This is a genomic window from Flavobacterium branchiophilum FL-15, from assembly GCF_000253275.1.
Classification (GTDB): domain Bacteria; phylum Bacteroidota; class Bacteroidia; order Flavobacteriales; family Flavobacteriaceae; genus Flavobacterium; species Flavobacterium branchiophilum.
Map to the genome: position 1 here is coordinate 2,041,557 of NC_016001.1, position 24,421 is coordinate 2,065,977.

Consider the following 24,421-nt stretch of genomic DNA (forward strand, 5'->3'; position numbering starts at 1 on the left):
TTGCTGGATTTTTTGTTTCCAATATGTTGTAAACAAAATATCAAATCGGCAAGTTCTATAACGCAAGTTATAATGGAATGTTTAGTAATGAACTAATTATAATATATTTATTATTTTATGTTGGATACTAATCAAGACCCTAACTTCTAGTATTTATTGATGAAAAATTTGTTGATGAAGAAAAAGAATATACACTACGGTTTTTCAAAACATATAAAACAATGTAAGTTACCATGAAAACAAATGTAGATCAACAAACTGAGATTAAAGAATTATTTCAGAATATGAAAAAAGAAGCTGATTTGTGGCATTTAATCAATGTAGCCAAAAAACATATTCATGGAACAAAAGCCTCAAACTTTAAACCTAAATTATTACAACACCTCATTTTAAAAGATGCGAAAGAGTTCAATTTAGAAAACTCAACTTCTGTTTTTTATCATCAATTTGAAATAAAAAAGAAATCTGGGGGTATTAGGACTATACATGCACCACATCCAAAATTAAAAGAAGTTCAAGAAGCCTTGAATTATATTTTTCAATGTGTATATCTACCTCATCCCAATGCAACTGGATTTGTGGTGGGCAAATCAATTGTAGATAATGCCAAGAAACATGTCAACCAAAAATATGTTTACAATCTTGATTTGAAAGATTTTTTTCCGAGTATTGATAAATCAAGAGTTTGGGGAAGACTTTTAATAGCTCCGTTTAATTTAAAAAACAGTCCCAAAGGTATTAAAATAGCCAACATGATTGCCTCTATTTGTTGTACAAAACTTGATGTAGAACGAATTAAAGATGGTGTTAGTCATACTATTTTGACATCGGTTTTGCCACAAGGTGCACCAACATCTCCTACATTAACAAATGCTATTTGCGAAAAAATGGACATTCGACTAGCAGGTGCAGCCAAACGATTTGGTTTGCAATATTCTAGATATGCAGACGATATTACCTTTAGTAGCAACCACAATGCTTGTGAGTATGCAAAAGGAAAATTTGAAAAAATATATAAAAAAAATAGTGTTTTTGATAAAGAAGTTAGAAGAATAATTACAGATCAAAATTTTCGTATAAACGAAAGTAAAGTTCGATTGCAGGTAAAAAATGTAAAACAAGAAGTTACAGGTATAACGGTAAACGAAAAGTTGAATGTTTCTAGAGATTATATCAAGCAGTTAAGAAAATGGTTGTATTATTGGGAATCCTATGGATTTGACAAAGCAAGTACTTTTTTCACACAAAATTATATGGCAGAAAAAGGGCATTTAGTTTCAAAAAAGCCCAATATGACCCATGTTTTAGAAGGGAAATTGTTATATTTAAAGATGGTAAAAGGCGCTGAGGACAGTACTTATATAGGGTTAAAAACCAGATTTGAAAAATTATCAGGAAGAGTAAACAAAATTGATCAGTTGCTAGACGTTTGGGAAAAAGAAGGTGTTGAGGCAGCGATTTCATTTTACAATTTTGGAAAAAAGGCAAAAAAGATAGCTACAATTGTTGACTTTGAAAGTTTTTTAATTGATAATATAAATATAGATAACAAAATTTTATAAAATGATACAAGATTCATTTGATTTAGTCCATCATTTATTAGCCGATAAAAAATTAACACTCGCTCAAAAAGAGCGGGTTTTTCAGCTTTCAAGCAACTTTATGAAAACCGATTCGGAATTAATAAAAACCTTAGACAAGCAGTTGAAAAACATCAATGAAAAAGTGGAGGGGTTGGAGAAGAGGAGCGGTTTGGGTGAAGTATTGGGTGGAGCAAAGAAAGGTGAAAAAAAAATAGTTGTAAAAAAACATAAACCTAAAGATGTTGCCAATTTCATGTATTTATTTAACAATCCAAATGGGCTAAAATATCTAACACATGATTTTGACCAACAAAAGGATTTCGATATAGAACTATTTTTAGAAAACACAAAGAAAGTTTTTGAGAGAGAAACTAAAAAACTAAAAATACCATCTTATTTGTATAGCATTGTAAATGAATTTTCATTTAATGAAAATCCAAATTGGGGAAACGGTATGAACGAAGGGTTTTCATGTAATAAATGGAAAAATTGGTCAAAAGAATATAAATTGTCACCATTTAGAAATCCAGAATTTATAACTACTATAAATGAATTCAGAAAATTGACGAGGATAGAGGCTCCTGATTTAAAAAATTATACAGAGGATATAATCCAGGAAGTGTTTCAAAATACAGATGTGGAGTATTCTTTAAATAGATTAGAAAACGCGGATTTTTATACAAATACACCTTTTTTTATATCCGCAATAAAAAGTATTTTAGAAATCATACGGGATAAAAGTTCAAAATTGCCTATTGCAAAATTCAACATTACATATAAAGGCACATTAATAGACAATTATTATCAAATTCAAATTCAAATTTTGCATTTTAATTCTTTTCCTACCAAAGATTTCAACCAATTACACCCTGAATGGAAAAGTGGAAAAGGAACAATTGGCGAAATAAAAGAGAAACTTTTTGGTTATTGCAATTGGTCAATAGAATCTAAATTTGACAATGGACATTATAGAATTAATTTATTAAAAGACACTAATGATCCTGACTATGAGTTAATTTCCGACGAAAATTGCATTGGAACAAAACACATTTTAACATTTTACTATAAAACTTCAGAATAAAATGATATACTTGATAGACGATAATCGACACAACCAACAAGTAAATAATTATGGAATACATTATATCAAAAATAATGATTTTTCAGATATTTTGATTTACATTGAGAAAATTGAGAAAAACCAAGATTTAAGTTTTTTAAATGAGGCAAGTTGTGTATTAATTCATGCAACAACTGCTGATGTGCTTAATGGTGAATTTATTGATGGATCCAAAAGTAACGTAATAAAAATTATGGAAACTATTTGTGAAAACGGCGATAAAATACCTTTGGTGACCTTTAGTGAAGGAAACACAAAACCAAATCTAGAACCAATTAGCAACAAACGAATTGATTTAAAAAAATCATTGTTTTATTCTAATTTATATGATTTTTTGATACATTACAGAGAAAATAAAGAATTTGAATTTGAAATACTATTGAATGGAAAGCATTATAAATCCATTAAAATAGTAAGAAAATCAAATCTATTAATTGAAATGCTACAATTCAAAGACCAAAATGAGATTTTGAAATTAAGAGACATTAATCTTATTGCTTTTAAGGAAATTATAGAAATGGCTTCTATTTCAATTAGTTTTGATGAACTACTTGAGGAATTAGAAGATAATCCAATTACGGTTTTGAAATTTATTGACAATTTAAACACTATAAATAACAGCTTTACAAAATATGGAAAAAACATATACGGTTGGCTTTAGCCAAGAACAAGTAAATTATTTAGGTTTTAAAAACCTAGACTTACCCATTTTGCATGAAAACGACACAGAATATCACAACTACATCACTAGTATTTTTGCAAATAACGACATTGACGTAATTGTTTTCGATCTGAATAAAAACCTAATTCAAAGTTTGAAACTTTCACTTCATATACGATTGTCGTTAGCCGAACTTAAAGAAAAAACCCTTATTCCCATTGTATTTCTCACAACTCAAAGTTTAGAGAGTATTATCAAATTAAGTGATATTTGGTATCAAATTATTGCTACTGGCAGTGTTTATTTTACAGAGCTAAAATTAGTAAAGCATGATGTGCAACATGTGGAAGGTTTAAACGAAAGTTCCTATAAAAATTCATTTCTAAATAAAATTACTATTCGACCCGACGAAAGCATTGGCAAACATTCTATTGCAAATGAATGGGGTGCGTTTTCACTCGATAAAGCAGCACATACCGAAGTTTTGAAAAGCAATGAAAACTTAAAACAGACGTTTCATAAACTGTATTTCAAATACATACAAGCCCTTCAATTTGATTTGGAAACATTAAACAAAAAATCACACATCAAAGGGTATATTAATGTAGAAAAAGCCGATTTAATTGAATCCAATGGCAAAAAAATTGTTTTGATAGACGACGAATCCGAAAAAGGATGGGGTTTGGTTTTAGGAAAATTATTTAAAAACGCTGATTTTAAGGTTATTAATGAAAAAATAAAGTCTTTTGAAGATTTATCTGACACCTCAAAAAAAATGATTTTAGAGGAAGAAATTGATTTGTTTCTAATTGATTTAAGGTTAAATGGAGTTGATGAAGATGATAATTTACCAATTGAGAAATTTTCGGGATATGATGTTATTTCAAAAATAAAAAAACAAAACAAAGGCAATCAAATCATTGTATTTACAGCATCAAATAAAGTTTGGAACATAAAGCCATTATTAGATTTTGGTGCAGATGCGTTTTATGTAAAAGAATCTCCAGAATATTTATTTTCAAAGGAAATCTCACAAAATAATTATCAATCCTTCAAAAAAAATGTGGCATTTAGTTTAAACCGTTCCTATTTGAAAGCCATTTATTCAAGAATAGACAATCTTATTTCAATCTTGGCTATTAAAAAAACAGAGCAAAATGGAGATTTTATAGAAGAAATTTTGGTTTTATTAAATCAAGCAATATAAATGCATGATTACGCCAAAACAGAAAAACAATTTGCTTATGCTTATGTTACGCTATATATGATAATTGAAATTATGAATAAAGAATATGCCAAAGAAAACGAAGAAAAAAACTGGTGCATTGATGGTGAAAATATAAAGAAATGGAGGAAAATAGATCATACAATTGATTTTGATGATACAGATGAAAAATATAGATCGGAAGCAAATAAAATTCTTGGAATTGCCATACAAAAATTAGAAATAGAAAAGACAAATGAAATTCTTTTGACAGTGAATAGATGTGTAACAAGGCGTACAATTTTTATTCACCCTAAGGCAACAAATAAAGAAGGGGAGTTGATGAAAGCTGATGGCAAGATTTATACAAAAGATGGTTTTATAGAGCTTTTTAACCTAATTGAATTGCTTTTAACAAAAATTAACTAACTCACCAAACCCATATAAAATTTAACTATTTTTGCATAAAATTGAGAAACTATGGCTAATATTATATACCCTTATCAGAAATCAAATGAATTATTGAAACAATCAAAATGTCTTGGGGTTGATTATAGTTTGAAAAGTATTTATTGATATAATGAAAAGTATTTATAAAAAAATATAAAATGAAACAATTTAAAGCAGGATATATAGTAGATGCAATTAGCAATTTAATTACCGACAACTTCAAAACATTGAATTATTTCAATGAAAAAGAAAATAATGAAATCAACAAAGTTAAAGGGTTACTTCAAAACTTGAGTGCATTTGATGTACAATTCCCATATACCCATAAAGTTGATTACAACAATATCCATCCCGTTTTAGCTACTATAAATAATATCATAACAAGAGGTTTACCTACTAAAGCGCCCATTAATGTAGAAGATATATTTACTCAAATAGGATTGACAAAAAAAACAAAAGACGATTCAAAATTAGAATATTCCAAATCAATAAATGAATTAAATTACAATACAATTTTTGAATTATTACATGTAATTGAATCTGGATTATCCTTTGAAAAAGCTAATTACTGTGGCGATTTAGGAAGTAAATTAGAAGAGAAATTTTTAAAAAAGAATCCTTTTGTTTTTCAATTGTTTCAAGCCCAAAGGGATTTTTCAACTATTACTCCCCAATTAGCTGGAGGCAAAACTGTAGATTTTAGTTTTACTTCGCCTTATTTACATTGGAATGAACAAAATAATAGTACCGATTATAAAACTAGGTTTTTTGAAATAGATGGACCACATCATTTATTAGAAGAGTATGTTTTTTATGACACTAAGCGGGATTTAGCTGCAATTGATGCAGATGTTGAAACTTTTAGATTAACTGAAAACAATCTTGCAAAAAATGAAATATCATACGAAACTTTGTTTTCTAAAAATTTATATAAAATTTTTGAAAAGAATTTCAATCGTAACCCAAATGATTTTTTAAACGAATACAGCTTAATTTTTATTCCATTTGCAGTTGCAAGAATACAAAAAACGCTAATTGAATATTTCATAACTAATAGTGAGCAATTAAAAGAAAAAACACTTAAAATTGCGATAATTGAACGTGATTTTCCATGTGGTGCATTGGCAATTGAAGGATTAAAAGATTTGTTTGTAAATCTAAATGCACTCCTCGAAGAAAGCGATAATTTAGAATTCCCAGAAATTGAATTAAATATTTTTGAAAACCAAGAATGGGTAATCCATCCCGATTTACATTGTGGCTATTTCCCAAAAAATGAAATTTATTTTGGGTCAAATGATTTTGATGTAATTTTAGATCATTCTATTTTAAGACGTTCCCACATATATAAAGAAAAAAATTTTACATTACGTAATGCAATTATAATTCGTTCTGTTCATTATTTTGAAAACAATTTTGAAAATGGAAAGAAAATTTATTGTGCCAATCTTCTAAATTATAAAAACTTAGCTAACAAAAAAGGAGACGGTGCTTATGAGGAAATCCCTGAATTTAAAAAAAACATCGACTTTTTTATTCAAAATATTTTTAGAAAGAAATCTTTCCGACCTGGTCAATTACCTATTATTTCTAGATCATTACAACGGAAACCTGTGATTGGATTACTACCAACAGGTGGCGGAAAATCATTAACCTATCAATTACCAGTTTTCTTGCAACCTGGAATATGTTTGGTTGTTGATCCTATTAAATCCCTAATGGAAGACCAAGTTAGAGTCTTAAATAACAATTGGATAGATTGTTGTGATTTTATAAACTCCAATTTAAAACGAGAAGAAAAGCAAGCTAAATTTATTGATTTTAAATTTGGTCAAACCCAATTTTTATTTGTTTCTCCTGAAAGATTTGTAATGGAAGAATTTAGAAATTTGGTCGAAAATATTGATAATACAAAACACGCTATGGCTTTTTCTTATTGTGTGATTGACGAAGTACATTGCTTGTCTGAATGGGGTCATGATTTTAGAACAGCATATTTAATGCTTGGGAAAAATGCGCAAAAATTTATTAAAACTAAAAAAGACAAAGTCACTTTAATTGGCTTAACCGCTACAGCTTCATTTGATGTACTTACAGATATTGAAAGAGAATTAGATATTAAACATGAAGATGCTGCCGATGCTGTAATTTCTATTGACAACACCATTAGAAAAGAACTGTTTTATGATTATGTAGAATGTAATAAGAATTTTAAATTAATTACTATTACAGATTTGGATATTAAAAAAACTATTGGCGAACATAAACAATCCCATTTAAATAATTATGTTAAGAATGTAAATATTGAATTATCAAACATTAACAATGGAGTAATAATAAAATCATTAAAACAACATTATAACGAGTTTGAAGAAATCAAGAAAAAAGATGAGGAAATCGAAAAAGAAGCTATTGAAATTTGCAATTTAGAAGAGATAAATGACTTTGAAAAAATGCCTTCAATTATTTTCTGTCCTCATAAATCTGGTAGTTTAGGGGTTACATTTGAAGCAGGTAAAAAAAAGGCTCCCAGTGCAACTGAAGTTTTTGAAAATTTAATTGTAACAAAACCCAATAAAGGTTTTTTTATTGGAAGCGATGAAGGAAGTAGTTTACACAAAGATATTCAAAGTCATTTTCAAAATTTCCTCAGCGGTCATATTAACTATATGGTAAGCACAAAAGCTTTTGGAATGGGAATTGATAAAGAAGATGTACGACTTGTTTATCACATCAATTATTCGTCATCACCCGAAAGTTATATTCAAGAAGCAGGAAGAGCAGGTAGGGATAAGAAAAAAGCCTTGTGTGTGAATTTAATAAATTCGCAACAATTTTATAGTTTAAACCCCTTGTTTATCAATAGATATACAAATTCTGAAGCAAGAAGCAAATTGAGACATTTGATGGAAATTTTTAATATTAATTTTGAAGGTAAATATATTTTTAACCAAAAAAGATATGTAAACAAAGAAAACTTAATTAACGAAATAAAATTAATTGTTCCAGATTTTGCAGAAACTTTTGAGATTGCCTCTAAATACGAAAAGGATGAAAATGGTGAACCAAAAAAAGAAAAAATCTTTACGATTTTAGAATACAATCTTGATGAAAGTGTTCATGATTATTTTCATCAAAATAGTTTCAAAGGAATAGAAACGGAAATATACCATTTAGAACGTTTTTTTACTCGTAAAGAAGAAGTTGAAAAAACGGTTTTCATGCAATTATCTGAAATTTACAACAAAGAAAACGATAGGAATATTGATTTTTATATAACTCCTCCGGGTCATGATTATGAAGGAAATATCTGGTTGAAAACGGAAGAAAAAATAAAATTTGGTAGAATAATTAATACAACCGGATTAGGGAAATTAACTGTTGATTTCAACCATATTTTACCTGAAGGAGTTATTGATGTACCACTAACAAATAATATCTTCGATTTTATTACTGAAAATTGGAGAAAAGACAGTCCTGACACTACACTTTTTGAATATTTAAACAGCCCTGTTGTAAATGTTATAAATAATGGATTGTCGTTAGAAGAGTATTATGACAAATACGACAAACAACTCGAATTTTTTATTGTTCCTTTAGATTTAACAAATGACAATTTAGCAAATCTTTTGATAGAAGATTTTGGGTTAATTCCAACACCTCCTATTGCCGATATCGAAAAATATCTTAAAACATTAGAAAATCAATCTAATAATTTTAAAGATTTTATACAAAGAATAGAAGAAACATGGAACTTTTCTATTTTTGAGCATGATACTTATAAAAAGAATAAAAATAAATATCGAATTTGCTATTATTCTAATATGTCATCTCAAGATGTTTTGCGTGTTATTTATCGTTTGTATAGTATTGATTTTATCTCTGATTATACTTTAGATTACAACAAAGGTTTGGTCAAGATTTTTATTAACAAAAAAGACAAAGATTTTTATTTTAGAGCAACAGAAAAACATCTTTTAAAATATTTATCCAAAGTGAATACAAATAAAATAATCGTAGATCTTGAAAAACTATGTGAAAAAGAAAATGTTTTTGCTTCAATAAAACAAGCTGTTAAAGTTAATTTGCTATTTACATATTCTGACATTGCAGGAAAAAGAAAATTAGCCATAAAGGATATTAAAGATTTTATAAACGAAAGTATTGAGCAAAATGTTTCAAATGGCGAAAGTTTTAAAAGTGAAAATTATAATAAAAATTTTAAGCAGTTAATGTTTTACTATTTTAATGCAAAATATGCGAAAGTTGGGTTTATCGAAAAAAGCGAAAATAGATCATTAATTGATGATTGGAAAAACAAAATAATTGATGATTGGGATATTTTTATAAAATATTCCAAAATCCTTAATTCAGAAAATTCTTTTATAAACGAATGTAAAATGATGCGTGGTTCGTGCAAAAGAATTTGGCGATCTGTTGCTTTAGAAGACACTAAAGATGATTATGTTTTAAATTTGCTTTATGCTTATGCAAGTTTTGGTTTAAATAATCCCTATTATTTTGAAGAAGCAGAAAAATATTTTTTAATAGGTTTTGAAAATTTATATTTAAAAAGCAATTATAGAAACTTAGAAAATAAATTAAATGAATTTTTAGAAATATTATCAAATAGTGTGAAATATGAATATTCGAATGAGTATATGAGACGAATCAAACATAAATTAATGCTTAAAATTTCAACAATAAACACTCAAAATTTAATTAAAGAACTAAACAATATATAAAATGAATAATATAGATCAAATATTAGAAAAGAATTATGAACAATTAGATATTCTTAAAAATGAATTGACAAATCTAAAAGAAATAAAAGCTAAAATTACTGAATTAAGCGAATTACCACTAATTTTTAATGAAAGATTTAAAAAAATAATCAAAACAACAAATGATTTTACTACTACTTTGGGAGGCTCTGTTAATGTTTTTTTAAAAGGTAATAATGATTTATTAGTGAAAAACAACTCTAATTTTACCAACAAATTAAATGAACTCAATTCAGAAATAACACGTCTAAATAAAGTAGATTTCAAAGATTTTTTTAAAGATTTAGAAAGAAAATTTTTAGAAAGTACCAAAGTAGAAATAAGCAAAGAATTAAAGAAATTTGATGAGAAGGTAGCAAATTTTCAAATGAAAATTTCAGAACTCAATTCGGAAATAACACGACTAAGTGAAATAGATTTCAATGCTTTATTTGAAGATTTAGAAAGAAAATTTTTAGAAAATTCTAAATTTGAAATCGGAAAAGAATTAAAGAAATTTGATGAGAAAGCAACAAATTTTCAAACTAAAGTTGATGATTTAGGGAAAGAAGTTTCTCGATTATCTAAAATTGACTTAGAAAAACATTTCAACAAACATCAAAATAAATTGTCTGAAATTTTTATTGCAATAAATGGCATTAATACCATAATTGCAAATATTTCTCATAACATTAATTCATTGATACAGAAATTTGGTGATATTGAACAAACACTTTCTAAAAATCAAAAGGAAATTAATAAAGGTTTTGATTCCCTAACCCAAAGTCATGAAAAAACAACAAACGATTTATTAAATAAAATAAAAGAATCAGATAGCAAATTAGATGCAATAGTTTCTCAAAATGAACTATTAAAAAAAGAACTAGATTTCAATAAAAAATTAAATTTTGCAATTATTATTTTTGTTATAATTTCAATTATTGTAAAGTTTATTTAATTATATTTTCAATTTATTAAGTACGCACCAAATCTGCACAACTACAAATTAATTTTGCATCAAATAATAAAAACATGAGCATTTTCAACTATTTTCATAATTTAAAATTAAGTGAAGGGCAATCGACTGCATTGACAAAGTTGGAACAATTTATCAACGGAACCAATCAAATCTTTGTATTGAAAGGCTATGCTGGAACTGGAAAAACAACACTCTTGGCAGGTGTTACAAAATATTTAGAAAACGAGAAGAAAATGTTTCAAGTTATGGCTCCTACAGGTAGAGCCTCAAAAATTTTAAAAGAAAAAACAGGACATGGCAAAACCATTCATAGTTCCATTTATAATCTTGAGAAAATAGATTTTAAAAACCAAAAGGAAGTTATTGAAAAACAATCATTTTTATATTCCTTTCCGATTCGAGAACTTGAGTGCGAAACGATTCTGATAGTTGATGAAAGTTCCATGATTTCAAGCCGTGAAAACAAACAAGAATTGTTTTCGTTTGGCACAAATATATTACTTCAAGATTTGCTAACATATTCAAAAGTTAAAACAACAAACAATAAAATAATTTTTGTTGGTGACCCTGCCCAATTACCTCCTGTTGGGGATAATAAATCTTGGGTGTTTTTTAAAGAACTATTCCAGAAAAAGGGATTGTCTTATGAAGATTATGAGCTTACCGAAGTAAAAAGACAAAAAGACAATTTAATTCTTAAAAACGCAGGTGTTTTTCGTGATTGTATTCATTCCGAGAATCCAACCACGCTTGAATTATATTCAGATACTGAAAGTTTTATAAAAATAAAACCTGAAGAAGCTATTGATACTTATGTTTCTCTTAGCCCAATTCCCGAAGTTGATAGTAGCGTAATTATTTGTTATTCTAACAAACAATGTTATGATAACAATATTGCAATCCGAAATAGAATTTTTCCAAACAATCCTAAAGTATGCCCAGGTGACATCATTCAAATCATACATAATAATTATAGAACCTATGGAATAGATATAATGAACGGTGATTTTGCTAAAATTTTAAAGGTGTCAGAAGAAATAGTCAAATTAACCGCTCCTGTATGGAATGAAAAAAATGGAACTGCAAAAGCAGAGAAAATACAAGTTACAAATACGTTTAGAAAAGTAACTATAAGAATCAATAATATCGAAATTGAAGCAATGGTATTTGATGATTTGTTGCATTCAATAGATAGGGATTTGTCTGTTTTGCAAATGAAATCACTTTATATAAATTTTATCATGCGTTTTGATGAAATACAAAATGAAAGAGAGAAGAAAGGACTAGTCAAACACAAAAAATATAGCCAAGAATTTTCAGATATGCTTGTTAATGACAAATATTATAATGCATTAAGATGCAAATTTGGTTATGCTATAACTTGTCACAAAGCCCAAGGTGGAGAGTGGAAAAATTGTATTGTTGATTATTCAGGGAGAGTAAGTTTAAAAAAAGACCCGCTTAGATGGTCTTATACAGCCACAACACGTGCTTCAGAAAAATGTTTTGCTATTAATGCACCTCAATTTAATCAGTTTTCTAAATTTGAAATACTGGAAATAGATCAAATCGCTAATTTTCCTAAAAACGCTTTGGATTTTAGTAATACTCTTTTTTCGCCTATTCATTTGGAAAGTGCTCCTTTGTGTGTTCATCATAAATATTGGGAAATTATTGAAAAATTAGAAGATACCAATTTTAGAATAAATACCGTAAACTCGTTTCCTTGGCTCGAAAGATACCAATTAATGTATGATGAAGATACGTTAATAACTTTAGATGGTTCATATAACGGTGCAGGCTTTTTCAAAAATGGATTTGTGGTAACTTCTGCTTGTGAAAAATCAATTAAATTAGAAATTGAAACTATTTTTAACAAAAATTATATTTTTAACACCAATTTAAAAATTGAATTTAATCAAAAGCAACTAATAGAATTATTTGCTGTTATGCAGGATTTCTGCGACGAACTAAACATAGTTATCACAAATATAGCTCATAATGAAGGACAATTTTATGTTAATTATTACCTAAAAACAGATGCTATTTGTGCTTATATTCAATTTTATTATAACATCAACTTTCAACTTACAATAGCAATGCCTAAAAGCATTGAAGGAAAAGAAGATGAAAAATTAGTTCAATTAATAGAAAAATTAAAGAATTATGCCTGCTAAAGAAATTAAAGAACTAAAACTAGCTGGTAAGTTAAAAGAAGCTTATGCAATGGCTAAATCAGAGCTTGACTTACAACCTGAAAATATTTATGCCAAACGAAATATCAGTTGGGTATATTATGAATATTTGAAAATCAATGCAAGTGCAGAAAAGATTGATAATTTTCACACCTCATTATCAGAAATAATAAAATTAAATTTACCTGAAGAAGACAAATTACTTGGTGATACAATATCCTTTCAAATTGGTAAGTTCTTTTTCAATTTATTAAAAACTGAGAAGTTTAATCATGATAAAGCGTTTAAGATTTACGAATTAACAAAAAGATTATCCTTTAGCGGGAAAACAGATGGATATAGTTTTTTATTCAAAAGCCTTCATAAGTTTCATAAAGACAGTAATAATTATATATCTTTTGCAGATTGGTGGGATTTTGATAATTTTAGAACAGAAGATTTTCAAAAAGAGAAACTTCCTGATGGTAAAGAGGTAATGTCTATTGTGGAACAAGCATATATTGCTTATGCAAAACATTTGTTACCAAAACAAAATGGTGATGGAACTATAAGCTTTGACAAAGAAAAAGCATTAGTATTTATTGAAAAGTTATCAGCATTAGAAAATTCACATACAGAATATGAATATCCCCCATTTTTCAAAGCCAAATTGTTATTGGCATGTGGAAAAAGAAATGAAATGTTAGCTACTTTTATTCCATTTGCAAAAACAAAAAGAAATAACTTTTGGATTTGGGAACTTTTTGCAGATGTTTATTCTCCAGAAAAAGATATTGTTTTTGCTTGTTACTGTAAAGCATTAACTTGTAAAAGTCCTGGTGAAATGCTTATTGGTTTACGTCAAAAAATGGCTAAAGAACTTATTTCAAGAAATCTACTTAATGAAGCCAAAACAGAGATTGAAGCTCTTGTAAAAATTAGAATTGAAAAAGAATACAAAATACCAAACGAAGTTTTCACTTGGCAATCTCAAGATTGGTATAAAAATGCCGTTGCACTGAAATCAAATTTTAAACTTTATGAAAAATATGCACATCATGCGGAGTCCGTTTTATTTTTTGATATTCAAGAAGAACTTATTTTTGTTGAATTTGTAAATTACGATAAAAAAATATTGAATTTTATTGCTTCTGAACAAAAATTTGGTTTTCTAAAATATGATAAATTTTTCAAAAATATAAATGCAGGCGATGTATTGAAAGTCCGTTTTCAAGAATCTTCAAAAGATAAATTCTACAGTTTATATACTGCTGAAAAGTTTCAAAATGAAGAATTTAAGAAGAATTTTTATAAAGATGTGCAAGGTAAAGTCAATATTCAAAACAATAAAAATTTTGGATTTGTAAATGATATTTTTATTCATCCTTCGTTAATTATCAAATATAATCTAGTGGATGGTATGGATTTTATTGGAAAAGCGATTAAATCATACAACAAAGAAAAACAAAAGTTTACTTGGAAATTAATTTAGTTTTTATATTTCTAAATTCGTTATTGGCTCCTCCACAACAACAAACACCTTTTTATTAATAGAAATCAAAATCAATTTGTTTTTTATAATTCCATCTAAAAAAAAACCAGTAATTTTTGTTACTGGCTTTTTTTTGTTAGTTTTTGCTTAATCCTCGTTTTTTTAATAGGGGTTGAACGCTTGGCTCGGCACCTCTGAAACGTTTGTATAATTCCATTGGTTCTTCAGTGCCTCCTTTTTCTAATATGTTTTTTCTAAAGGATAATGCTTTCTCGGGATTGAATAAACTCGTGGTTTTGAACACTTCAAAAGCATCGGTATCCAAAACGCCTGACCAAATGTAACTGTAATATCCCGCTGAATAGCCTCCTGCAAATATATGATTGAAATAGGTTGATTTGTATCGTGGAATTATAGCATCAATCAACCCGATTTTTTGCATTGCTGTTCTTTCAAAAGTAGCGGCATCTGTTGTAATTGCTTGTTTTTGTGTGTGGTATTCCATGTCTAACAACGATGCTGCTAAATATTCAACTGTAGTAAATCCTTGGTCAAAAGTGCCTGCTTTTTGCATTTTTTGTACCAAAACATCTGGAATTATTTCGCCCGTTTGGTAATGTTTGGCATACATTTTCATTACTTCTGGCTCAGAAGCCCAATTTTCCATTATTTGCGATGGTAATTCCACAAAATCTCTAGGCACACTTGTTCCGGCTAAACTCTCGAAAGTTACATTCGACAACAACCCGTGCAAAGCGTGTCCAAATTCATGGAAAAAAGTACTCACTTCATCAAATGTTAATAAAGCTGGTGCATTTTCAGTTGGTTTTGTGAAATTACAAACTATAGAAACCACCGGTGCAATGCGTTTTCCATTTTCGGTTTTTTGCTCTCTATAAGAAGTCATCCAAGCTCCACCGCGTTTCGATGCTCTCGGATGAAAGTCCATATAAATGACCCCAACGTGGTTGCCGTTTTTCTCGGTTACTTCCCACACGGTTACATCTTCGTGGTATTTTGGAACATTTTTCAACTCTTTAAAATGCAAGCCATATAATTTTTGACAAACCGTAAATACACCTGCTCTAGTTTGCTCCAAACTAAAATAAGGTTTCAGTTCTTGTTCGTCCAAATCAAAACGTTCTATTCTGATTTTTTCGGTATAATACCGCCAATCATAAGGTTGTACCGCTTCGTTTATTCCATCTTTTTGCATCATTATCGCAATATCTGCTGCTTCTTTTTTTGCCATTTCCAATGCAGGTGTCCATAAATCTTGCAACAATTTCATTGCTGTTTCCGGATTTTTTGCCATCGATTTTTCCAAAACATAATCGGCATGTGTTGCATATCCTAATAATTTGGCTTTTTCCAAACGTAAATTTGCAATTTGTATTGCTAATTCTTTATTGTCTTTATCATTTCCATTGTTCGCTTTTTGTTGGAAAGCATTCCAAATTTCTTGACGTAATTTTCTATTGCTGCTATATTGTAAAAACGGCATCACACTAGAATTGGCAAGTGTAAACACCCATTTTCCTTCTAATCCTTTGGCTTTTGCATCAGCAGCAGCACTTTCTACCAAACTTTTTGGCAAACCTGCTAACTCTTTTTCATCAGAAATAACTAATTTATACGAATTGGTTTCCGAAAGTATATTTTGACCATATTTTAATGTGGCAACTGCTAATTTTGAATTGATTTCTCGCAATTTTTCTTTTTCAGCAGCATTCAAATTGGCACCACTTCGAACAAAACTTTTGTATAAATTATCTAAAATTTTGGCTTGCTCTTTGCTCAATTTCCATTTTTTTTGATTGTCAAAAACGGATTTTATTCGAATAAATAAAGCTTCATTCAAACTAATATTATCACTATGAGCTGATAATTTCGGAGCTAATTCTTTGGCTAAAGCTTGCAATTCATCATTCGTATTGGCACTGTTCATGTTTGAAAAAACGGTGCGAACTTTTGATAAAAATTTACCTGAATTTTCCATGGCTAAAATGGTGTTTTCAAAATTTGGCTGTTCTTTGTTTGATACAATCGCCTTGATTTCAGCTTCTTGCTGCTTGATACCTTCTAAAATAGCTGGTTTATAATGTTCATTTTCAATTAAATGAAATGGTGGTACCTGAAAAGGTGTTGTGTACGCTTCAAAAAAAGGATTCATAACTTGTTTTTTTTCTTGGGATTGAACTGACATTGCTTGGCAAATAACAATAAGTAGTAGTATTGATTTTATTTTCATAGGACATATTTATTTGTTTTCATAGCTCAAATGGAATCGCCTTTTTTTCATTGGTGTTTGCAAGCAAACATGTTTGTTTTTGGTGATTTCATATTTTTATTTTTTTGTAAATTTATAAAAAAAAACACAACTATTCTTTTTTAAAATTAATTTTTGAACCAACATTCATTTTTTTAGTTTTTGCAAAAATAAAATATTTCTCAATTAAATATCTTTTTTAAAAAATAATAGATATATTTTAAATTAACTGGTAATAAATATTTAAGTGCAGCAAACAGTCTGTGTAAATTATTTGAGGGTGACCATTTTCTTGAAGATTCATTCATTTTTTATGGGATTTCATTTTAGGTTGAAAAGTGAATCTTAAAAAATTATGGTACTAATATCAAATATTCATATAAAATAGTCCAATCTATTGGTTCTTTTTTGCTAAAATGAGTCAAAAAAAATAGTTCCGTAGCCCAGCTATGTAACGATTTTTTTTTTAATTTTTCTCTAAAAAATAACTACGCAGCTTTGGACTATTTTATAAATATATTTGATATAAATTTAGATTGAATTATACGGCAGGCTCCATTTTTTAATTTGAAGCTGTATGGGTTTGTTGGGTGCAAAAAAAAGGGCAAACCTTTAGTAAAAGTGTTTGCCCTCAAAAAAAAAATATAACATTTATTTATTCAAAACGTGGTATTGGATCAAACCGTCTATGGGTCTTCTTAATACTGTTCCTAATTTTATTCCGTGTTTGTGAAGCATTTCTGCCAATTCGTCTTTCAAGTAGAAAGCTATTGATCCTACAAAATGCACGGGTACTTCTCTGCAATTGTCGAATTGCATGATGTAGTTTTCTACAAAATCTTCAAGTTCTAGGTTGATGTATTTTTTGCAAAAATCTGTTTCTTTGTGTCTGATTAAAAATTTGGCAAAAGTGGCCAAATAAGCGTTGGGGTTGGGTTCTTTGTACAAATTGTGTTTTACGTAATCGGCATCTACGTTGTATTCTTCTTCAAATTCTTTGGCCAATTCGGTGGGCATTTTATTGAAGAAATAGCCTCGTAAGAGGTGTCTTCCAAAACGGTTTCCGCTACAATCGTCCATGGCAATATAGCCTAGCGATTGTACTTTTTGATGCAATATTTTGCCATCAAAATAGCTGCAATTGGATCCTGTTCCAAGGATGCTTACAATGGCTTTTTCGTCTTTTGGGGTGGTTGCAAAAACTGCTGCATAAGTATCTTCGTACACGTGTACTGAAGCGTTTGTAAAGTAAACCTGAAAAACTTCTGCCAAAAAGTTTTTCATTTTATCGGTGCCACATCCTGCACCATAAAAATAGAGTGCCGAGGCTTTGTCTTTGTTTTGAAGTATATCAAATTTGTCATTGAGTCGGTGGATGATTTCTTCTTTTTCTAAAACTTCGGGGTTTAGTCCGAGGGTTTGGGTGGTGTATAATACCTTTCCGTTTTCGTCTATGGCTATCCAATCAGCTTTTGTTGAGCCACTATCTACAAGTAATTTCATAATTTTGTTTTTTAAGTTTTTAGTTAGTAGAAAACTAATTTTTGGTTTGTCTTGTTTTTTGGTTTGTTGCTAGTATTGGTTTTTAGCCCCGATAGTAGCGGCATCCTTTTCTTTTTTTTCTTTAAAAAAAGAAAAGATATAGCGAATAGCGGGATTGGCTCCAAATAAAAAAACAACCCGTCAAATGATTCATAATCAACGGGTTGTTATGTTTTGTATTGTTATTGTATTGCGGCAATGTGTACTGCCAAATCGATTAATTTGCTAGAATAACCGTATTCGTTGTCGTACCAAGATACGATTTTGAAGAAGGTAGAGTTGAGTCCTATACCTGCTTTTTCGTCCACGATAGAGGTTCTAGAATCTGAAACAAAATCTTGAGATACTACGTCGTCGTTTGTATAACCCAAAATGCCTTTCATGGTAGTTTCAGACGCTTTTTTTAGTACGGCCATGATTTCTGAGTATGAAGTTTCTTTGGCCAATTTTACGGTCAAATCTACTACAGATACGTCTGCGGTGGGTACTCTCATAGACATTCCTGTAAGTTTGCCATCGAGTGCTGGTATTACTTTTCCTACTGCTTTTGCAGCACCTGTGCTTGAAGGAATCATGTTTACCAAGGCAGAACGACCGCCACGGAAATCTTTTCGAGAAGGACCATCGTTGGTCATTTGTGTAGATGTTGTGGCATGTACTGTTGTCATCAAACCTTCTACTATTTCGAAATTGTCGTGTATCACTTTTGCTAAAGGAGCCAAGCAATTGGTAGTACAAGAGGCGTTTGAAACTACTAAATCTTGAGCGGTTGCAGTAGTATGGTTTACGCCCATTACAAACATTGGAGCGTCTGCAGATGGGGCCGAAATGATTACTTTTTTGGCACCTCCAGTAATGTGGGCAGCGGCAGTATCTTTTGTTGTAAAAAATCCTGTACATTCTGCTACTACATCTACACCTACTTCGTCCCATTTGAGGTTGGCAGGGTCTCTTTCGGCAGTGATTCTGATGTGTTTGTCGTTTACAAAAAGTTTGCCGTCTATTACTTCAACTTTTCCTGCAAATCGACCGTGTACTGAATCATATTTTAATAAATAAGCCAAGTGATCTACTTCTAATAAATCGTTGATGGCTACTACTTCAACATTGTCTCTGTTGAAAGTTTCTCTGAAAACGATACGTCCGATACGGCCAAAACCGTTGATTCCTAATTTTACTTTTGACATTTTTTTTAGTTTATAGGTTTGCGTTACAATTTTGTTTTTAAATTTATTACGTGGACATGATGTCTGATACTCGAAGGAGTTCTCTATCTATTTCGCAATGTCCTTTGATGGCTTGTTCGAGCGGCGTTAGGCAAACGGCGTCGCAAAGTATGCCCACCATAAAGTTTGATTTGCCTTCTATTAAGGATTCTACAGCTTTGACACCCAATCTGGAGGCCAAAACCCTATCAAAACACGAAGGCGACCCGCCACGTTGCATGTGTCCTAGTACAGAAACTCTTACATCGTATTCTGGTAAATTTTCTTCGACATAGTCTTTGAGTTCAAAAACATTTTTGCCAATTTTGTCGCCTTCGGCAATAACTACTATGCTCGAAGATTTTCCTGAGGCTTTGCTTTTGCGTAGCGATTCTAAAAGCCTTTCTAGCCCTAAGTCTTCTTCTGGAATAAGTATTTCTTCGGCACCAGCTCCAATACCTGCATTTAGGGCAATATGGCCAGCATCTCTACCCATAACTTCGACAAAAAACAAACGGTTATGAGAACTTGCTGTATCTCTAATTTTGTCGATTACTTCGATAACGGTGTTGAGTGCGGTGTCGTATCCTAAAGTATGGCTGGTTCCAAAAATATCATTGTCGATAGTTCCTGGAATTCCCATTACAGGAAAGCCATATTCTGCATTAAAAACTTCGGCCCCCGTAAAACTTCCATCGCCACCAATTACAACAAGGGCATCAACACCTGCAGCTTTGAGGTGGTCATACGCTTTTTTTCGTCCTTCAACGGTCATAAATTCTTTTGAGCGTGCAGATTTTAATATAGTACCCCCTTTGTTTACGATGTTGTTTACAGAACGAGGTCCCATTTCTTTAAAATCGCCTTCAATCATACCTTGATAGCCTCTGTATATTCCAATACATTCAATATCATGAAATGCACAAGTTCTAACAACCGATCGGATGGCAGCATTCATGCCTGGTGAATCTCCACCCGATGTTAAAACGCCTATCTTTTTAATTGTATTTGACATATTTTGAATTTTAAAGTTGTAAAATTAACAAACATGAATCATTTTACGAACGTATTTTTAATTATTTTTAGATATTCATCAAAATTCAAACGTTTTCGTTAATAAGTTTTCAATAATGAAGGGGTTTTATGCGTAATATTTTAATTTTGAGTGATGATGCAAACGTTGTAGTAAATTTGTTTAGCAGCATATTGTTGCAACCATTTTGAACTTCTTCTTAATTTTTTGAAGGCAAATTTGATAAAATAGCTCAAAGTTGGTTCAATCTATTGGTTGAATTATACTTTGGATAGTTATATTTTGGGCGTGTCCCTTCGTAAAAACTTCGGGTCGGGTTTTTCGTTTCAAACAACGTTCATTGAACTCCAAAAGAAATATAATATGTGAAATAATCTTTTTTGTTTTTAAAGAAAAAACAAAAAAGGATTTCCACTGCAATCCCTCACGCAAAAAAAAATAATAATAACGTTACATAATGATTACATTCCTGAACACTCCTTTTCAAAAAAAATAGTTGCATAGCTGGGCGACGGAACTATTTTTTTTATTCATTTTAGCAAAAAAGTACCAATAAATTGGGCTGTTTTATATGTATATTGGGTATTATACATTAATAACGTTTATTTTTTCTTTAAAATAAACAATTCATTGTACTTTTCGAGCTTTGCTATTTTTTGAATTGACTCAAAATGTTGTTCCCAGTAATTGGCTAAGGCTTGGTTTCTTTTTTGATGTATGTCATGCAAAACAATAGTGTTGAACACTACAAATCCGTTGCTATTTAAGGCGTCTTTTACATTATTCCAAAATTGATGTTCAAATAAAAAAGCAGGCATTTCCAAATCATGAAAAACATCAATGATAATCAAATCATAAGACCATTGTTTTTTTTGAATAAATACAGACGCATCGGCCAATTCGAGTTTTAAATTATGGTATTGGCTTAATTTAAAATATTTTTCAGATAATTGAATCACTTTTTCATCTATTTCTACGCCCGTAATGCAACCCTTATACCCCACTTCGTCCACCAACGTTTTAATGACAGAGCCCCCTGCAACACCCAACAACAAAACATCATTCATCTTATTAATAGTCTGATAACCAATCACTTTCAATCCTTTTTTTAAAATCCTTTGCAAACTACCGTAAGAATAATTAGCATTTTTTGAATCTAAAACCAATGTGCCATTGTTCCAAGTAACCTCGAGTGTTTTGCTAATTGCTGAACGTTCTTCCCAAACTTTGATTGGAAATAAATAACTTGCTATTTTTTTGAACATCGTTTTATATATTTTTATAATTATTCTTCTTCCGTAATTCCATATTTTATACCACTTTCTTCAAAAATTTTTTTAATTATATCAAATTTTTGTTTGCAATATGTGCCAAAATTAATATTTACGTTACTAGATCTTAGATGCTTGCAACTGAAACAAATTTCAATATAACCAATTATTATCTTATTTTTGTCTAAAAATAAGATAGCATTTCTTGGATTATAACATTTCATATCCTCAATACTATAAAATTTTGATTGGTATCCATAATTAAAAATAACATCTGTAAGTGCCTCAATTTGTTTACTAGTTAGATATTTTAATTCCAAAAAATCATTCTCGTTAATTATTTCTTGAGCTACTTTTATTGAATTAAAATAATTAATCATTTCCTTACCCACGATTTCATTTTTATTTTTATTTTGAAATGAAACAATTAAAATTTCAACTGCCTTGTTGTATGGGAAAATTTTTTTTCGATCGTCAAATTTGATATGCCTTTTTTTGATACAATTAGCATTTTCATCAAAATTAGGGTAATTATTTTTTTTTACTTGCGATATAGACAAATGATGTAAAAAAAAGAAAAGAAAATATATAGGGTACAAAATGAATGTATTGTTTGTTTTATGTATCAAATTCATGATCTAATTCATTTTTATGTTTTTAACGAATGGAAAATACTTTTTTTGTGAGTTATTTTTTTCAAATAATTAAAAATTATTATTACAATAATATTTTATTTAACAATTAAATTCTTTTTTTATTTGAATTTTAAATAGCTTTTATAACCAAAATATACAATAGGAATTAATAAAATCCCACACATTATCATCAAAAACCACTTACCAAGCCCTTGTGATTTTCCCAAGGCTGATTCAATTGTAAAATAATCAATTGAAAAAAATATAATGATAATTATTATTTTAACAAATCTTACTAATTTATCAATATTTACATCATTTTCAAAAGTATCTAAATCTTTATCCTTATTTTTTTTATTTAAAATTAAAGGCAAAATATATAGTAAAATAGCCATAAATGGCAATATAAAGATTGTATTTTTTGAACCATAATGGTCTATTTCGCCTTTTATATTATAATGAATTGGGATTCTAGCTGGTAATTTATGATATGAAATATAAATTGTACTACAATAAGCCAATAAGAGAATGAAACCCAAAACTTCAATCATTTGTTCGGTTGGGTTTAGTTTTGATGTTATTTTAAATTGATTCTTCATTTTAATTAGTTTCAAAATTAATCTTTACATGATTTGATTACAGCATTTTATAACAAATGATGCGTCAATTTTTAAACTTACGAATTTAAGTATAATTTTTTGGACAATATCACACAAATTGGTTTTAATTTTTAATCATGTTTTTTTTATAAAAACAACCACAGAGGAGTGGTGCATTTGTTTCATGAACTATGGATGCTTGTATATTAAACAACTATAAGCCTCCTAGTTCAATTTCTGTAATGTTTAGTTTTGTTCCTTTAGCAGAAGTTCCATTTGCGACACTATAATCCGAGATCTTCATTTTTAAGAAATCCATTCTTATCATAAATGATGCTTCCGTCAAAGATATAGACACATCAGTTGACCCCATATTAAACATGAAATTTAGTGGAATTCCATTTACTTTACAAGGAATAGGGTAAACATCGTTATTTCTTTCCATTTGTAAAACTGTTTGAAACAATGTTTATAAGGAAAAAATGCAGATAGAAAAAAATAATAATTTCTGTTTTATGCGTTTTTTTGGCAAACTAGCCACTAACGTCAGTCTGTGAAAAAACTGCCGTTAAATATTTTTTAAATATAATAAAAAAATTATGAAATAAAATAGTTTTTATTTACAAATTTTGATAAAAAAAGAGGAACTAAATCCTCTTGAAATGCAAACAAAAAACTTTTCGACAAACCCATAAGGGGTGTGCATGTAATCGGTTTAACTGATGGATTTTATTTTTTATAGGTATTCGTTGATTACAATTTATTGCTCGGCTTGCAGCCGCAACGAGAGGCTAGCTGTTATGTGCAGTATTTTTCTTTAGTCTTATTATGCGTCCAAATTCATCACCTTGAGGAATTAATTTTATTATTCTGTCTGCTGTAATTGAATTAGATAATACAATTTGATAGTCTTCTAGTGAATAAGTCATAAAATCAAGGTCATTTAGTTTTTCATTTAAAACACTTGGATTTTTTTCAAGTTCCTTTTCAACGAGTTCTAAATATAGTTCTGTCCTTTTTTCGTGATCAAAAATGTCTTTTCCAATATTTTCTTTTTCTGCAAGTTCTTCACCAAGTCTCCATATAATTGTTTGTTTGAACTCTTTTCCAAGTTCTTTTAAATTCGTTATTTCTTTTTTGAAGTTGTCTTTATTTGTTGCACTTATCCAATGTCCAAAATATGCAGGCAAATCACTTTGTTTAATTCTAAAAACAACACCATTGTATTTTTTTCTTTGTCTAACACTACATTGATTAAAAAAATAAATCCACCATTTATCCAATGATTTGTGTCCTGTCAAAGGAAAGCAGTAAAGTCCTTTCTTTGATTTTGTAATTCCGTTTTTTAGAATATTTTTTGTCTTACCTACTGGTGTCCAATGAACTGCTAGCATAGTTTTGTAGGTTTTTTCTAATATGACACATAACGTTTTGCATATTT

Annotated in this window: 18 protein-coding genes; 9 read left to right on the forward strand and 9 right to left on the reverse strand. The window is 29.3% G+C overall.

Annotation, left to right across the window (positions count from 1 at the left end; translation table 11 throughout):
* Positions 1-233: 233 nt before the first annotated feature.
* From FBFL15_RS08815 to FBFL15_RS08855, 9 genes are all read left to right on the forward strand, one after another.
* Complete coding sequence (locus FBFL15_RS08815; RefSeq protein ID WP_014084263.1) at positions 234-1,562, forward strand: reverse transcriptase domain-containing protein; 1,329 nt, start codon at positions 234-236, stop codon at positions 1,560-1,562.
* 1 nt (position 1,563) lies between these two features.
* A complete protein-coding gene (locus tag FBFL15_RS08820; RefSeq protein ID WP_014084264.1) occupies positions 1,564-2,664 on the forward strand; it encodes a hypothetical protein in 1,101 nt (366 codons plus the stop codon).
* A gap of 1 nt (position 2,665) precedes the next feature.
* Entirely contained in the window at positions 2,666-3,364 is a 699-nt protein-coding gene (locus tag FBFL15_RS08825; protein WP_014084265.1) for a hypothetical protein, read from the forward strand.
* The gene (locus tag FBFL15_RS08830) at positions 3,336-4,571 is read left to right on the forward strand and encodes a response regulator transcription factor (RefSeq protein WP_014084266.1); all 1,236 of its coding nucleotides are present in this window, start codon (positions 3,336-3,338) and stop codon (positions 4,569-4,571) included. The genes FBFL15_RS08825 and FBFL15_RS08830 overlap by 29 nt, the downstream gene beginning before the upstream one ends.
* Entirely contained in the window at positions 4,572-4,997 is a 426-nt protein-coding gene (locus tag FBFL15_RS08835; RefSeq protein ID WP_014084267.1) for a hypothetical protein, read from the forward strand. It begins immediately after the preceding gene.
* Between the two features lie 179 nt (positions 4,998-5,176).
* The gene (locus FBFL15_RS16800; protein ID WP_014084268.1) at positions 5,177-9,763 is read left to right on the forward strand and encodes a DEAD/DEAH box helicase; all 4,587 of its coding nucleotides are present in this window, start codon (positions 5,177-5,179) and stop codon (positions 9,761-9,763) included.
* Position 9,764: 1 nt separating this feature from the next.
* A complete protein-coding gene (locus FBFL15_RS08845) occupies positions 9,765-10,739 on the forward strand; it encodes a hypothetical protein (protein WP_014084269.1) in 975 nt (324 codons plus the stop codon).
* A gap of 74 nt (positions 10,740-10,813) precedes the next feature.
* On the forward strand, positions 10,814-12,937 hold the full coding sequence (locus FBFL15_RS08850; RefSeq protein ID WP_014084270.1) for an ATP-dependent DNA helicase: 2,124 nt from the start codon (positions 10,814-10,816) through the stop codon (positions 12,935-12,937).
* Positions 12,927-14,426 (forward strand): DUF7017 domain-containing protein, encoded by a 1,500-nt coding sequence (locus FBFL15_RS08855; RefSeq protein ID WP_014084271.1) that lies wholly within the window; start codon positions 12,927-12,929, stop codon positions 14,424-14,426. The genes FBFL15_RS08850 and FBFL15_RS08855 overlap by 11 nt, the downstream gene beginning before the upstream one ends.
* A gap of 136 nt (positions 14,427-14,562) precedes the next feature.
* Here FBFL15_RS08855 and FBFL15_RS08860 read toward each other — a convergent pair whose 3' ends face one another.
* From FBFL15_RS08860 to FBFL15_RS08900, 9 genes are all read right to left on the reverse strand, one after another.
* Positions 14,563-16,599: a M3 family metallopeptidase gene (locus tag FBFL15_RS08860; RefSeq protein ID WP_231847457.1), complete on the reverse strand. Its 2,037-nt coding sequence runs from the start codon at positions 16,597-16,599 to the stop codon at positions 14,563-14,565.
* A 747-nt stretch (positions 16,600-17,346) separates the two neighbouring features.
* On the reverse strand, positions 17,347-18,198 hold the full coding sequence (locus tag FBFL15_RS08865) for a BadF/BadG/BcrA/BcrD ATPase family protein (protein WP_014084273.1): 852 nt from the start codon (positions 18,196-18,198) through the stop codon (positions 17,347-17,349).
* A gap of 221 nt (positions 18,199-18,419) precedes the next feature.
* Positions 18,420-19,424 (reverse strand): type I glyceraldehyde-3-phosphate dehydrogenase, encoded by a 1,005-nt coding sequence (gap, locus tag FBFL15_RS08870; RefSeq protein WP_014084274.1) that lies wholly within the window; start codon positions 19,422-19,424, stop codon positions 18,420-18,422.
* 46 nt (positions 19,425-19,470) lie between these two features.
* On the reverse strand, positions 19,471-20,457 hold the full coding sequence (gene pfkA / locus FBFL15_RS08875) for a 6-phosphofructokinase (RefSeq protein ID WP_014084275.1): 987 nt from the start codon (positions 20,455-20,457) through the stop codon (positions 19,471-19,473).
* Between the two features lie 620 nt (positions 20,458-21,077).
* Positions 21,078-21,740, reverse strand: coding sequence for a spermidine synthase (locus FBFL15_RS08880; RefSeq protein WP_014084276.1), 663 nt, complete (start codon positions 21,738-21,740; stop codon positions 21,078-21,080).
* A gap of 20 nt (positions 21,741-21,760) precedes the next feature.
* The gene (locus FBFL15_RS08885) at positions 21,761-22,381 is read right to left on the reverse strand and encodes a hypothetical protein (RefSeq protein ID WP_044032226.1); all 621 of its coding nucleotides are present in this window, start codon (positions 22,379-22,381) and stop codon (positions 21,761-21,763) included.
* Positions 22,382-22,500: 119 nt separating this feature from the next.
* Positions 22,501-22,980, reverse strand: a complete 480-nt coding sequence (locus FBFL15_RS08890; protein WP_014084278.1) for a DUF1648 domain-containing protein — start codon at positions 22,978-22,980, stop codon at positions 22,501-22,503.
* Positions 22,981-23,194: 214 nt separating this feature from the next.
* Positions 23,195-23,425 carry a pepsin/retropepsin-like aspartic protease family protein gene (locus FBFL15_RS08895; protein WP_014084279.1) on the reverse strand — a complete coding sequence of 77 codons (231 nt, stop codon included), beginning with the start codon at positions 23,423-23,425 and terminating at the stop codon, positions 23,195-23,197.
* A gap of 346 nt (positions 23,426-23,771) precedes the next feature.
* Positions 23,772-24,374, reverse strand: a complete 603-nt coding sequence (locus FBFL15_RS08900) for a hypothetical protein (RefSeq protein ID WP_014084280.1) — start codon at positions 24,372-24,374, stop codon at positions 23,772-23,774.
* Positions 24,375-24,421 lie beyond the last annotated feature (47 nt).